Here is a 14,343-nt window from a genome sequence, read left to right on the forward strand (position 1 = left end):
GCCGTCGCCGCGCGGGGGGGACCGTTCCCTGGGCGGCGCCCTGTCCTGGACGACTCCCGCCCATCTGGCGCCCTTCGATGACAAGAGCCCTTTCGCCGGACTGGACGCGCCGGCCGACGTGACCGTCAGCCGCCAGGTGCTGGCCGAGCCTGCGCCCGACCTGGGCGACAAGGTCTGGGCCCGGCTGGAGGACGGCACGCCCCTGGTGACGGGCGAGCGGCGGGGCAAGGGCTGGCTGGTGCTGGTGCACACCAGCGCCGATCCCGCCTGGTCCAACCTCGCCCTATCCGGCCTGTACGTTGACATGCTGCGACGCCTGGTGGGCCTCAGCGACGGCCTGCCGGGCGGCATCGGCGGCAACGCCGGCGGCGCCCTGCCGCCCCTGTCCCTGCTGGATGGCCAGGGCCGCCTGGTGGCCCCGTCCGCCCTGGCGCAACCGCTGGAGCCGGAGGGCAAGGACGGCGCCAACGCCACACCGGTCGGCCCCCTGCATCCGCCCGGATACTATGGCGTGGGTGACCGGCGCCGCGCCCTGAACCTGGCGGGCTCCGTGTCCCCGCTGGTGCCGATGGAAACGCTGGCCGGCGTCGCCTACCAGGGCTTCGGCGGCACGCGGGAGACGGATTTGCGCCCCTGGTTCCTGGGTCTGGCGGCCGTGGCCTGGGTGGCCGACCTGTTCCTGTCGATGCTGGTGCGCGGCCTGATGCCCGCTTCGCCGCGCCTGGGCGGACGGTGGCGCCGTGGCCCGGCCGCCGCCGCGATCCTGCTGCTGGCGGCGGTGCTGACCATGCCGCCAGCCCGCGCCGCCACCCCGGATGATGAGATCGTGAAGGCCACCACCGCCAATTGGCTGGCCTATGTCGAGACGGGCGACCGCGCCGCCGACGCCACCACCAAGGCCGGCCTGCTGGGCCTGGGCGAGCAGTTGAACCGCCGCACGGCGGTGGAGGTGGCGGGCGCCATGAGCGTGAACCTGGAAAAGGACGACCTGGCCCTGTTCCCCCTGCTGTACTGGGTGGTGACGCCCGGCCAGGGCGCCCTGTCCGACGCGGTGGTGGCCAAGCTGAACCAATACATGCACGGCGGCGGCATGATCCTGTTCGACACCCGCGACCAGGGCGCCCCTGACGACGCCGTGCAGGGCCGCCTCCGCGAGCTGACCCGGGGCCTGGACGTGCCCCCCCTGGCGCCGGTGGGACCGCAGCATGTGCTGGGCCGCACCTTCTTCCTGCTGCAGGACTTCCCCGGCCGCCAGGCGGGTGGCCAACTGTGGGCGGAGGCGTCCGAAGGCCGGGTGAACGACGGCGTCTCGCCCGTGCTGGTGGGCGGCAACGACTGGGCCGGCGCCTGGGCCATCGACGGCCAGGGCCGCCCCCTGAACGCGGTGGTGCCGGGCGGTGAGCGCCAGCGGGAGATGGCCTACCGCTTCGGCATCAACCTGGTGATGTACGCCCTGACCGGCAACTACAAGGCCGACCAGGTGCACGTGCCCGCCATCCTGGAGCGGCTGGGCCAATGATGAACCCCTTCTCCAGCCTCAGCGTCAGTTTCGAGCCGCTGCTGCCCCCCTGGCTGCTGATCCTGCTGGGCGTCCTGTCACTCATCGGGTTGGGGCTGATGGCCTGGCGGCGGGCGCGCGGCTTGGCTTGGCGCACGGCCACGCTGGCCGCGCTGGCCTTGCTGCTGCTGGACCCGGCCTTGGTGCGGGAGGATCGCCATCCCCTGAAGGACGTGGCGGTGGTGGTGGTCGACACCTCGGCCAGCCAGGCCGTGGGCCACCGCCGGGAACGCACGGACGCCGCCCTGGCGGCGCTGAAGGAAAAGCTGTCCGCCATGCCCGACCTGGATTTGCGGGTGGTGGAGGCGGGAACCTCCACCGCCGGCGGCAAGGGGGAGGAAACGCGGGCCATCGACGCCTTGACCCAGGCCGTGGCCGACGTGCCCCGCCGCCGCCTGGCCGGCGCCATCCTGCTGACCGATGGCCAGGTGCACGACGTGCCGGAGAAGCCGGAGAACCTGGCGGACCTGGGCCCCGTGCACACCCTGCTGACGGGGGAGCGGGGGGAGGGCGACCGCCGCTTGGTGCTGGTGCGTGGCCCCAGCTATGGCATCGTTGGCAAGACGGTGACGGCCACCGTGCGGGTGGAGGATCTGCCCCTGAACGCCAATGGGGCGGGCAAGGGCCCCGCCGATGGCGCGCTGCTGACCATCCGCCAGGACGGCCAGCCCGAGCGGCAGGTGCCGGTGCCGGTGGGGGAAGACGTGCCCCTGACCGTCACCGTGGGCCATGGCGGCCCCAACCTGCTGGAACTGTCGGTCAACGCCGGCCCGGCCGAACTGTCCATGGCCAACAACCGCACCGCCTTCATCGTCAACGGCGTGCGCGACCGCCTGCGCGTGCTGCTGGTGTCGGGCGAGCCGCACGCGGGCGAGCGCACCTGGCGCGACCTGCTGAAGGCCGACCCCGCCGTCGACTTGGTGCACTTCACCATCTTGCGCTCGCAGGAGAAGTCCGACAGCACGCCCATCCGGGAGCTGTCGCTGATCCAATTCCCCATCCGCGAACTGTTCGAGGTGAAGCTCAACGACTTCGACCTCGTCATCTTCGACCGCTATCGCCAGCGCAACGTCCTGCCCATGGGCTATCTGGCCAACATCGCGGAGTATGTGCGCAATGGCGGCGCCTTCCTGGAGGCCAGCGGCCCGGCCTATGCCACGCCGCTGTCGCTGTACCGCACGCCGCTGGGCGACATCCTGCCGGGGGAGCCCACCGGCACGGTGACGGAGCAGCCCTACACCCCCACCCTGACGGCGGCCGGCCGCCGCCACCCGGTGACCGCCGGCCTGGATGGCTATGGCGAGAGCGCCCCGGCTGCGAGCCCGGCGGGGGGCCCGGCGGGGAGCAACGCTCAGAAGGCACCCTGGGGACGCTGGTTCCGTCAGATCGACATCGTGCCCCGCCAGGGTACCGTGGTCATGAACGGCGCCAACAACCGGCCGCTGGTGGTGCTGGACCGTGTGGGCAAGGGTCGCGTGGCACAGATCGCGTCCGACCACATGTGGCTGTGGTCGCGCGGTTTCGAGGGCGGCGGACCGGCGGCGGAACTGCTGCGCCGCCTGGCCCATTGGCTGATGAAGGAACCGGCGCTGGAGGAGGACGACCTGAAGGCCCACGTGGACGGGGACCGCCTGGTGGTGGAACGCCGGTCCTTGAAGCCCGACGCCGACCCGGTGGAGGTGCGCTCCCCCAGCGACGCCGTCACCACCCTGCCCCTGGCGGACAGCCCCGATGGCGTGGCGCGCGGTAGCCTGCCAGCGACGGAGCCCGGCCTGTGGCGGGTGAAGGACGGCGACCGCACCGCCCTGGCCGTGGTGGGCGCCCTGAACCCGCCGGAACTGGCCGACATGCGCACCACCCCCGACCGCCTAGCCCCCCTGGCCAAGGCCACGGGCGGCGGCGTCTTCTGGCTGGCCGACGGTTTGCCCGACCTGCGCCGCGTCAACCCCGGCCAGAGTGCCGCCGGCAGCGGCTGGCTGGGCCTGCGCGCCAACGGCGACTACACCGTCACCGGCGTCGCCCGGGTGCCCCTGGTGCCGGCGTGGCTGGCCCTGCTGGCGTTGGCCGCCCTGCTGGTCCTGGGTTGGCGGCGCGAGGGGCGCTGAAGCGGTTTATCAACGCAAAGAGGACAACAGCCCCTATCTGGGCAATTGATAGCGGATGGTAAGCGATGCCGAATGCCCACTTTCAGTGCTGAAGACCACTTCCGCTCGCCCCCTATCTGCTTCCGCATAGAGAGCATGGCAGCATGCCGGCATGGCATGATGTCCCTCTCCGGGTTTCGGCGGATAGCCTCCGACAACCCGGTGAAGCTCACCGGCATTGATTTCTATGTGCGGCCGACCTTGCCTAATCGCTCTTTTGATTTGAGCATCGATCTCTAAGCGGAAGTCATCTGTGGTGGGCATCTCTGCGCTCCGCTCGATAGTGCTGACCGCCGCCCTCACGCCCCGCGCTGCCAGACCTTGGTCACCAGGAAGTGCTGGGCCAGGAAGTGGTAGGTCTTCTTCAAGCGGGCCTCCAGCTCCGGGCCACGCTCCACGGGCTCGCCGTCCCAGGCGTAGATCACGTCATCCCACAGCATGAGCCGGGTGTGGAGCTCATCGCGCATGCGGCGGATGAAGGCCACCTGGCTGTCGTATGACTTCAGCACCGCCATGATCTCGCCGGTCTGGGCATCCAGCTGGCCGAAGATGTCCTCGAAATCCAGGATGGGCTGCTTGACCAGCGCCATCATGCGCGTCAGATCGGCCTGCAGCTGGCGATCGGTCTTGTAGATGCGGCCAGCCTGGGTCAAGCCGTTGAGGATCTGCTGCACCTGGCCGTAACGGTCACGCAGCGCCTCGATATAGGACAGCTCGCGGGCGATCGATTCGACCTTGTCCACGATCTCCTGCTTGCGTTCGTCCGGCAGGCCGAAGCGCCGGGCAAGCTCGCTGAACGCCTGCTGCGCCCGCTGCTTGGTCTGTGGGTCCTCCACCACCTGTTCCAGCTGGCCGCGGTCGGTGACCAGGGTTTCCTTGCCTGTGATCCACGACACCAGCTGCACGGTGATTCGGCCACGCGCGATTTGCAGATGCTGGTCCTCCACCCGCCAGGAGGCACTGCCATCCAGCAGCTCGCGGGGGATGCTGTCGCCAGGGCGGATGGTCTTAACATATTTCAGGCCGCGCTCCACCACGCCCAGCAGGGTGGCGTCGGCGCTGTTGTCATCGATGCCGAAGGCCTCCCGCAAGGTGCGGAAGGCGATCTTGCCCCATACATCGCCCAGCTGGACGTTGTAGACGGCCTCATTGCTGTCGCGGGCGAAGGAGAAGAAGGCGCCTGGAACCGAGAACACCTTGTTTTCGAACAGAAAATGGGTGCTACGGCTGGCGTCCGCCTCGCCGGACGGCACGGTTGGCGACGCTCCGGCCACCGCCGCCGCAACGGCGCCGTCACCGGCGCCTTCCTCGGCCGCGGCCGCCTGTACCGGATAGTCACGTCCCAACATAATCTCCGGTCAGTTCCACCTGAACACACCCCCGGGCTCCGGCTGGGAACGGCATACCCGCCCCGCCCGCGCGACCCCATGCCCCATGGCGGAAAGTGACACAGATTTGCCGGCCCCGCGATAACCTCGTTTTAATGAAAAGAGTTTACCGCGGCGTTAAAGCGCGGGCGTCAGTCGTCGTTCATCACCTGCGCCGTCTTCAGCGCGTCCCGAACCAAGACGCCCTTGCGCAGGATGTTGTCGATGACGCGGCCCTGGACCAGGCTGATGCCCATCTTCTCCGCCCAGATCAGACCGGAAACGGTGCCGCAGCGGGCCAGGATGTAGCGGCAGTTTTCCTGCTGCCGCACTTTTTCCTGCAGCGCCTCGATCTCCTCCTCGCTCATGCTATCCATGTCGGGGGACCAGATGATCTTGGCGTAGTCGCAGGCCATGTATTCCAGGTCCATGTGCGTGACCCAGAAGTCGTTCAGCCCGTCGATGCAGATCTTGTAGCCGCGGGTGGCGGCGAAATCGACGACCTCCTTGTACATCGAGACGTTCTCGATCAGGTCGGTCTTGTTGATCTCCAGGATGACGTTGCCGCGCAGGTCGGTCGTCAGCCGTTCATCGAACTTCACGAAGCTGGCCGACAGGATGGTGGCCAGGTTCAGGTTCAGGCCCAGGCGCTTGCCGCGCAGGAAGTCCACGCCATAGTTCAGGGCGCGCAGCACCGACTGGTCCAGCTGCGAGGTGAAATAGCTGAACAGCCAACGGTTGGCGGTGATGTCGTACTCCGGCGACAACCGCTCCTCCAGCGCCTTGATGGCGATGTACAGCTCGAAATACTCATATTCGTTCTCGGTGGGGTTCTGGATGTTCACCACCGGCTGGTTCAGCATGAAGGGCGACAGGTCGAACATCTGCACGGCGCGTTCGATCTTGCCCAGCTCCTCCAGCGAGATGGGGGGCTTGGTCTGCTCCACCGGGGCGTCGCCGCCCTCCCCCTTCTGCAGACCCTCGATGAAGCGAATGACGCTGACGAAGTTGAGCGACAGCTCCATGATCGAATAGAGGCTGTCTTCCCGGTAGGGGTTCTGCTTCACCATGGTCGTGCGCGACAACATCAGCTTCTCGATCTTCGAGCAGACGTCGCTGATGAGGGAGAACTTGATGCCCTTGTACAGGACGATGACGTCGTCGTTGGACAGGTTGAAGACCTGCAGATACGACGAATTGTCCGCCGTCTCCTGCATCGCGCGCTTGATGGAGAGGAGGTCGAGGTTGCTCTTGTCCTTCAAGAGGGACAGGTGCAGGTGGATGAGACGCAGGCCCTGCAGTTCACGTTTGGCGGACTGCAGCAGGGTCAACAGCTTCTGATCGTCGTATTCCGGCTTTTCAGGCAACGCCACCGGACGTTCGCCGGGCTTTACCCGGACCCAATCCCGTTTAGGCGCATTCGGACGATTCATCTCATCTCCGCAACCGGATGCTTCCAAGGCACCGGGAACAACCAGGACGCGCATTTTCCACTGTGGACCGGGCCCACGCCCCGTGACCCGAAAACCCGAAACCATCACCCTGGCGCCGGCACCGCAAGGGCCCACACGCTGGGCCGCCGCCGCCCGGGTGCAACCTTCCCTATAGGATATCATGGCCGATACTTTGGCCAATTCAATATCCCGCTATCCCTCGGGATGGGCGCCCCCGCAAGCGAACCTATCCTTGCGGCAATAATACTTTGGAAGAGGCGGAGACGATACATAAAATTTGACGAATCCTGACATCCCGCCCATCCCACGCCGATTCCGCCAAGACACGGGCAGTAATGACGCGCCCGGGCGCCAATGACGCGACGGCCCCGGCAGTAACGCCACCCTAGGTGATTCGATCGAGGGAAACACGGACGCAATCCTGGCCGGAATCGACATCAGAACGGCATCGGCTGGAGATGGCTGGGGCGGGAGGGATCGAACCTCCGCATGGCGGAATCAAAATCCGCTGCCTTACCGCTTGGCGACGCCCCATCACCGGGCCTCCCGTCGGGGAGGGCGGCACCATAATCAGAAAGCCCGGCCGACGCAACGCCCCAAATCGCGTTGCCATCGCGGCTCTTGCCCCCTGTTCCGGCGGCGGCGGCATGGCACTATGGGCGGCCTTCCCCCCGCCTGGTCCCCCGTCCGGTCCCGCCATGCCGCTCCCAGCCCTTCGCCGCCTGCTCCCCGCCGCCGGCCTGGCGGCCCTGCTGCTGACGTCCCCCGCGCCAGCGGCCACCACCGAACCGCAACCCGACCCTCCCCCGCCCGGGGCCGAGGCGGAGCTGCTGGCCCTTGACGCCAGGGCGCGCGGCGGCGACGCCCAGGCGCAGCTGGACCTGGCCGACGCTTATGGCGACGTGCCCTTCGACCGGCCCACGGACATGGTGCGCGCCCGCGCGTGGTATCGCCTGGCCGCCACCGCGCCGGACGATGACATCCGCCGGCGGGCCTGCCTGGCCCTGGCCGATCTGGAGGCAGGCGGCATGGGCTGGCCCGAAGACGTCACCGCCGCCCTGCCCTGGTACCGTTGCGCCGCCGATTTGGGGGATGCCCAGGCGCAGTTCAGCCTGGGTCTTCTGTATGATGAAGGCGTGGATGTGCCGGCCGACGCCACGCAAGCCGCCGGCTGGTACCGTCGCGCCGCCCAGGGCGGCCTGGCGTTGGCGCTGGAACGGCTGGGCGATTTGTATGAGCGGGGCGTGGGCGGGCCACCGGATCCCCCGGCCGCGGCCCGCTGGTACGAGCGGGCGGTGGCCGAGGGCGACCCTGCCGCGGCCACCGCCCTGGCCCGCCTGAAACGGGGCGGGCGATCGCCGGTGGTGGTGGGCGTCGGCCTGGCGGCCCAACCCCAGGACCCGGCCACGGTCAAGCCCGCCCCCAAACCCGCCGCCGGCCAACCTCGCACACCGCCGGCCGCCATCAGCCCGGAGGGCCTGCGGCTGGTCCAGCAACGCCTGCGGGATCTGGGGTATCTGAAGGGGCCGGCGGATGGCCGCCTGGGTGCGCGCACCGCCAACGCCATCCTGGCCTATGAGGTGGCGCACCCGCCGATTTGGGATGAGGCGGCACCGCCCCCGGACGGCTGGCCCGGCCGCGATCTTCTCGCGCGCCTGGCCCGGAGGTAGATCAGTCCGCGACCACTTCGGCCGCCGGAACCTCCGGCAGCAGGGCGGTGGCCTTCACCCACCAGGTGGGGCGCACGCGGTTGATCAGGGCGGCGGCGGCCGCCGCCGACTCGACATCGGCATAGAGGCCGATGCAGGTGGCGCCGCTGCCCGACATGCGGGCCAGCAGGCAGCCGGGCGTGGTGTCCAGGGCCGCCAGGACATCGGTGATGGCGGGCGACAGGCTTTCCGCCGCGGCGCCCAGGTCATTGCCCCGGGCGCGCAGCTGCTGGGCGAAGTCGACCACATCCACGGGGTCGCGCTCCAGCCGGCCGGCGGTGGTCCAGGCGCCGGTGCGGGCGGCGAAGACGTCCTTGGTCGGCATGTGCACGCCAGGGTTCACCAGCAGCAGGCCGGCGGATGGCAGCGCCGGCCCCGCCACCACCTGCTCCCCCGCCCCGCCGAAATAGGCGGTGCGCCCGAACAGGCAGACGGGCACGTCGGCCCCCAGGGTGGGCGCCAGCTCCACCAGGCGGGCGTCGTCCTGCGCCACGCCCCACAGCAGGGCCAGCGCCTTCAGCGTGGCGGCGGCATCCGCCGAGCCGCCACCGATGCCAGAGGCCACCGGCAGGTTCTTGGTCAGACGGATGGCGACATGCGGGTCCCGGCCCAGGGCGTCGGCCAGGGCGTGGGCGGCGCGCGATACCAGGTTGCGCCCCGTGCCTTCGGCCACCAGCGTGCTGCCGAAGGGCCCGTCGATGGCCAGGCTGAAGCCCGGCGCCTCGGTCACGGTGATCAGGTCGTGGGCGGTGGCGAACACCACCAGGCTGTCCAGCTCATGATAGCCGTCCGGTCGCTTCCCCAGGACATGCAGGTAGAGGTTCAGCTTGGCGGCTGCGGCGGCGCTTACCGTGGTCACGGGGATCGTTCCTTGGATCAACTTGCAGTGGGTGAACTGGCAGAAGCCGGGATCAGCTTACTTCGCCGCGGTGGGATCGCGCTTCAGCTTTTCCTCCAGGGTGGCCTTCAGGGTATCCTCGGGATTCTCGCGGACGGCGCGCTGCCACTGATAGTGCGCCTCCAGCCGGCGGCCGATGGCCCAGTAGGCGTCGCCCAGGTGGTCGTTGATCGCCGGGTCGCGGGACTTCAGTTCCGCCGCGCGCTCCAGCAGATCCACCGCGCCCGGGATGTCGCCGGCGCGATACTTGACCCAGCCCAGACTGTCGATGATGGCCCCGTCATTGGGGCGCAGCTTCACCGCCTGTTCCAGCAACTGGCGGGCCTGGTCCAGCTTAACGCCCCGTTCCGACCAGGCGTAGCCCAGGTAGTTCAGCACGCCAGGCTGGTTGGGCTGCAGTTGCAAGGCGCGCAGCAGGTCGGATTCCGCCTCCGGCCAGCGGCCCATCTGGTCCTGCACCATGGCGCGGGCATAGTACAGGAACCAATCGCCACCGTTGGGGCGGCCGCCCAGTCGTTCGATGGCCTGGTTGTAGGCGGCCAGCGCGTCGGGCAGTTTCTGACCAACGCGCAGCAGGTCGCCCAGGCGCACCAAGGCGTCGCTGCGGTCCGGCCGCTCCGCCGCCATGGCCTTCAGGATGGTGACGGCCTCCTGGCTCTTGTTCTGCCGGGCCAGCGTGTCGGCCAGGCGCAGGCGGGCCGCCCACAGCAGGCCGACGTCCGCCTTCTCCCCCGTCTTCATGCCCAGTTCGGTGACGACGGAGGTGTACTCGGCCGCCGCCTCGGCGTCCCGGTCCATTTCCGACAGGGTCTCGCCCGCCAGCATGCGGGCCGGGGCCAGCGACGGGTCCAGGTGCAGGGCCAGGCGGGCGTAGAGCAGCGCCACCTCCGCCACCTTTTCCTGGTTGATGGCGGCGGCCACGTCGAACAGCGCCTCCGCCAAGCCTTCGGTGGCGTTGGCCACCACGCGGGTGGGATGGGGTTTGGCCAGCACGGCCCGGGCCGCATCGCCCATGGGCCCCCTGGGGTCGGCCTGCAGCACGGCGGCCAGCGCCGCCTGCGCCTGGTCGGGATGGCCGGTGCGCATCTCGAAATTGGCGCGCAGCATGGCGACGCGCAGCACCTGGCCGCCGTCCCCCGCCTGGGCATACCAGGTGCGGGCGGCATCCTCATGCCCCGCCAGATCCTCGATCAGGGCGGCGTGCAGGGCCGCCATGGCGCGGAAGGGGGCCTGGGCCTCCAAGGGCTCCAGCGCCGCCTTGGCGGCCGGCCAGTCGGACTTGCGCGCCTTGATCCAGGCGGTCACCAGCGGCCGCATGAAGGTGCCCAGCCCATCCTTGGGCAGGGCGTCGATGGCGGCTAGCGCCCCCGCCTCATCCCCCGCCGCCACGGCGTCGGCCGCCAGCAGGGTCAGGGCCACGGGGTTGCCATCCTTGGCCGCCACCAGGCGCTTGGCCAGGGGCAGCGCCACCTTGGTGCGGCCCAGGCCGACATTGATCAGCACGGCGCGGCGCAGCAGGGTCAGGTCGTCCGGGTCGGACTTGAGGCTGAGGGCCAGGAAGTCGGCCGCCGCCGTCCAGTCCCCCGCCCCTTGCGCCACCTTGCCGGCGACGAAGGCCGACAGGGGGTCGAGGGTGACCGGCTGCTCCGGCGCCTTGGCCGCCCAGGCGGAAGAGCAGGGAATTGCCGCCGTCAGCAGGCCAGCCAGAACCAAACCCGATGATGTCCGCCGTAAAAACCGCACGAGATCGCCGCCGTCTATTGAGTCCTTGTGGCCCCAAGCTAGTCGGTAAACGCGCCGGGAACAACCATGGCGCCTGAAATGGAAAGGCGCCCCGGGATGGGCGCCTTTCGCAGTGGGTGTGGGCTCACATATTGGGGTAGTTGGGGCCCCCGCCGCCCTCCGGCACCGTCCAGTTGATGTTCTGGGTCGGGTCCTTGATGTCGCAGGTCTTGCAGTGCACGCAGTTTTGCGCGTTGATGACGAAGCGCGGGTTCTGCCCGTTGTCGTCGCGCGTGACCTCATACACTCCGGCGGGGCAGTAGCGCTGCGCCGGCTCGTCATAGGTGGGCAGGTTGAAGGCGATGGGGACCGTGGGGTCCTTCAGCTTCAGGTGCGAGGGCTGGTCTTCCTCGTGATTGGTGTTGGAGATGAACACCGAGGACAGCCGGTCGAAGCTGATGACGCCGTCCGCCTTGGGATAGACGATCTTCCGGGCGTTGGCCGCGGGCACCAGGCTCTCATGGTCCGGCTTGCCGTGGTGTTGGGTCCAGCCCACCAGGAAACCCAGCTTCAGGTCATTCAGCCACATGTGCAGGCCGCCCAGCGCCGTGCCCAACCACAGGCCGTGCTTCAGGCTGGGCTTCACGTTGCGCACCTTGTGCAGGTCCTGGAACACCCAGCTCTGGCGCCACTTGGTCTCGAGATCCGTCAGCTCGTCATGCCCCTCGCTGCCGGCCGCCAGCCGGTCGAACGCCGCCTCGGCCGCCAGCATGCCGGTCTTCATGGCGTTGTGGCTGCCCTTGATGCGGGGCAGGTTGACGAAGCCGGCGGCACAGCCGATCAGCGCGCCGCCGGGGAAGGTCAACTTCGGGACGGACTGCAGCCCCCCCTCGTTGATGGCGCGGGCGCCATAGGACAGGCGCTTGCCGCCCTCCAGATAGGGGCGGATCAGCGGGTGCTGCTTGAAGCGCTGGAATTCCTCGAACGGCGACAGATAGGGGTTGGTGTAGTTCAGGTGGACGACGAAGCCGATGGCCACCTGGTTGTCCTCCAGATGGTACATGAAGGAGCCGCCGCCGGTCTTGCTGTCCAGCGGCCAGCCCTGGCTGTGCAGCACCAGACCCTGCTTGTGCTTGGCGGGGTCGATCTGCCACAGCTCCTTGATGCCGATGCCGTACTTCTGCGGGTCCACGCCGTCGCGCAGGTTGAAGCGGGCCATCAGCTCCTTCGACAGGTTGCCGCGCACGCCCTCGGCGAACAGCGTGTACTTGCCGTGCAGCTCCATGCCCGGGGTGTAGCGGTCCGTCGGCTCCCCATCCTTGCCGATGCCCATGTCGCCGGTGGCGATACCCTTGACCGAGCCGTCGTCGTGGTACAGCACCTCGGCCGCGGCGAAGCCGGGGTAGATCTCCACGCCCAGTTCTTCGGCTTGGCTCGCCAGCCAGCGGCAGACATTGCCCAGGCTGACGATATAGTTGCCGTGGTTGTCCATCAGCGGCGGCAGCAGCGCATTGGGAATGCGCATGGAGCCGACCTCGGTCAGGATGTAGAAGCGGTCGTCGGTGACCGGCGTGTTGAGCGGCGCCCCCTTCGCCTTCCAGTCGGGGATCAGCTCATTCAGGGCGATGGGGTCGATGACGGCGCCCGACAGGATGTGGGCCCCGACCTCCGATCCCTTTTCGATGAGGCAGACGCTGATCTCCTTGTCGGCGGCGGCGGCCAGCTGCTTCAGCCGTATCGCGGCCGACAGCCCCGAGGGGCCGGCGCCGACGATGACGACGTCATACTCCATCGACTCCCGTTCCATGTCCTTGCGCCTTCTTCTTCCGTGGTTACCGGTGCGGAGTTCCGTGGCTTGGTCGCGGGCTCTCGCGGACGAACCCTATGGGGGACGCGTCATTTTCGCGCGCGTCCGCCCCATGCGGTTGATGAAGAAACACACCAGCGATGGTAGGGTCAAATCATGATTGACACGGCAAATGCCGTCGCGGATCTGGCCTGGCTGGTCGAGATCGGCGCCGACGAAGCGATCAACGACCAGCCGACGGACTGGACCCAGGTGGCCAGCCGCAGGACGCCTACTGCGCGCGACGCCGGCCCAGGCCGCCCGCCGGCCGGCGCCCCGTCCGCCGCCGCCCATGGCCGGCCGGCAACACCGCCGGAAAAAAACGTCCCCTCCCCGCAGCCGCCATCGGCGGAATCCCCGCTGGGCGCGAACGAGGCCCGCGCCAGCGCGCGCGGCGCCGCCATGGCGGCCACCACGCTGGAAGACCTGTACAAGGCCTTGCTGGCCTTTGACGGCTGCCCCCTGCGCCAGACGGCGACCAGCACCGTCTTCGCCGACGGCAACCCCAAGGCCCGCGTCATGCTGGTGGGCGAGGCGCCGGGCGAGCAGGAGGACAGGCAGGGCAAGCCCTTCGTCGGCCCCGCCGGCGCCCTCTTGGACAAGATGCTGGCCGCCATCGGCCTGGACCGCCATGCCGAGGATGCGGACAAGGCGGTCTACATCAGCAACATCCTGCCCTGGCGCCCACCCGGCAACCGCAACCCCACGGACAGCGAGATCGCGGCCTGCCTGCCCTTCATCCAGCGGCATGTGGAGATCGCGGATCCCGACATCCTGGTCTTCCTGGGCGGCATCTCGGCCAAGACCCTGCTGGCCAAGACGGAGGGCATCACCCGCCTGCGTGGCCGGTGGTTCGATTACGGCAGCCCCGGCCTGACCCGGCCTCTGCCCGCCCTGGCGCTGCTGCACCCGGCCTATCTGCTGCGCAACCCGGGCGCCAAGCGGGAGACGTGGCGGGACCTCTTGTCCCTGCGCCAGAAGCTGGCGGCGCTGCCGCAGCGCCCTTGAGGGCGGCAATCCCAAGCGGGGCGGCCCCAAGCGGGGCGGCCTTGCGTTTCCGGGCACCTCGTGTTCTATCTATGTTCCCAGGCCGATGATTGACGGGCCGTATCGCGATAGGCAGCATGGCCCCATGACCTCCCCCCTGGATTCCTCCCCCGCTCAGCCCGATCTGGACCCGGCGCGCGACCTGTTGGCCGTGGCCGGCAAGAAGCGATTCGCCACGGTGCTGGCCGACCCGCCCTGGCGATTCGTGAACCGCACCGGCAAGATGGCGCCGGAGCATCACCGCCTGTCGCGCTACGGCACCATGTCGGTGGAGGAGATTTGCGCCCTGCCGGTGAGCAAGGTCCTGGCCGACACGGCGCACCTGTACCTGTGGGTGCCCAACGCCCTGCTGCCGGAGGGGCTGCAGGTCATGCAGGCCTGGGGCTTCCAGTACAAGACCAACCTGGTGTGGCATAAGCTGCGCAAGGACGGCGGGTCCGACGGGCGCGGCGTCGGCTTCTATTTCCGCAACGTCACCGAACTGATCCTGTTCGGCGTACGCGGCAAGAACGCCCGGACGCTGGACCCTGGCCGCACCCAAGTGAACTACCTGGGCACCCGCAAGCGTGAGCATTCGCGCAAGCCCGATGAGCAGTAT

General features: G+C 68.9%; 10 protein-coding genes and 1 tRNA gene. 5 read left to right on the plus strand and 6 right to left on the minus strand.

Going from position 1 to position 14,343, the window contains the following annotated elements; genetic code table 11:
* On the plus strand, positions 1-1,519 hold a 1,519-nt coding region (locus I55_RS18230; RefSeq protein WP_044562008.1), incomplete at its 5' end, for a DUF4159 domain-containing protein.
* Positions 1,516-3,663 (plus strand): membrane protein, encoded by a 2,148-nt coding sequence (locus tag I55_RS18235; RefSeq protein WP_044562009.1) that lies wholly within the window; start codon positions 1,516-1,518, stop codon positions 3,661-3,663. The genes I55_RS18230 and I55_RS18235, both read left to right, overlap by 4 nt.
* 338 nt (positions 3,664-4,001) lie before the next feature.
* Here the strand turns inward: I55_RS18235 and I55_RS18245 are convergent, their stop codons facing one another.
* From I55_RS18245 to I55_RS18255, 3 genes are all read right to left on the minus strand, one after another.
* On the minus strand, positions 4,002-5,051 hold the full coding sequence (locus I55_RS18245; protein ID WP_044562011.1) for a hypothetical protein: 1,050 nt from the start codon (positions 5,049-5,051) through the stop codon (positions 4,002-4,004).
* A gap of 170 nt (positions 5,052-5,221) precedes the next feature.
* Positions 5,222-6,442 (minus strand): hypothetical protein, encoded by a 1,221-nt coding sequence (locus tag I55_RS18250; RefSeq protein ID WP_252181199.1) that lies wholly within the window; start codon positions 6,440-6,442, stop codon positions 5,222-5,224.
* Positions 6,443-6,982: 540 nt separating this feature from the next.
* Positions 6,983-7,057, minus strand: a tRNA-Gln gene (locus I55_RS18255).
* A gap of 164 nt (positions 7,058-7,221) precedes the next feature.
* On the opposite strand from I55_RS18255, the gene I55_RS33215 reads away from it, so the two are divergent.
* Entirely contained in the window at positions 7,222-8,193 is a 972-nt protein-coding gene (locus tag I55_RS33215) for an SEL1-like repeat protein (protein WP_049974251.1), read from the plus strand.
* A gap of 1 nt (position 8,194) precedes the next feature.
* On the opposite strand, the gene I55_RS18265 is transcribed toward I55_RS33215, so the two are convergent.
* The 3 genes from I55_RS18265 to I55_RS18275 form a co-directional block, all read right to left on the minus strand.
* Positions 8,195-9,091, minus strand: a complete 897-nt coding sequence (locus I55_RS18265) for a 4-(cytidine 5'-diphospho)-2-C-methyl-D-erythritol kinase (protein ID WP_049974252.1) — start codon at positions 9,089-9,091, stop codon at positions 8,195-8,197.
* 57 nt (positions 9,092-9,148) lie between these two features.
* Positions 9,149-10,843 (minus strand): tetratricopeptide repeat protein, encoded by a 1,695-nt coding sequence (locus I55_RS38540; RefSeq protein WP_252181200.1) that lies wholly within the window; start codon positions 10,841-10,843, stop codon positions 9,149-9,151.
* A 154-nt stretch (positions 10,844-10,997) separates the two neighbouring features.
* Entirely contained in the window at positions 10,998-12,659 is a 1,662-nt protein-coding gene (locus I55_RS18275) for an electron transfer flavoprotein-ubiquinone oxidoreductase (RefSeq protein WP_044562014.1), read from the minus strand.
* Between the two features lie 156 nt (positions 12,660-12,815).
* On the opposite strand from I55_RS18275, the gene I55_RS18280 reads away from it, so the two are divergent.
* Positions 12,816-13,706, plus strand: a complete 891-nt coding sequence (locus I55_RS18280; RefSeq protein WP_044562015.1) for a uracil-DNA glycosylase family protein — start codon at positions 12,816-12,818, stop codon at positions 13,704-13,706.
* 124 nt (positions 13,707-13,830) lie between these two features.
* Positions 13,831-14,343 (plus strand): MT-A70 family methyltransferase (locus I55_RS18285; protein WP_044562016.1); only part of this gene is annotated, 513 nt, incomplete at its 3' end.

This window comes from Azospirillum sp. B4 (genome assembly GCF_000333275.1).
GTDB lineage: Bacteria > Pseudomonadota > Alphaproteobacteria > Azospirillales > Azospirillaceae > Nitrospirillum.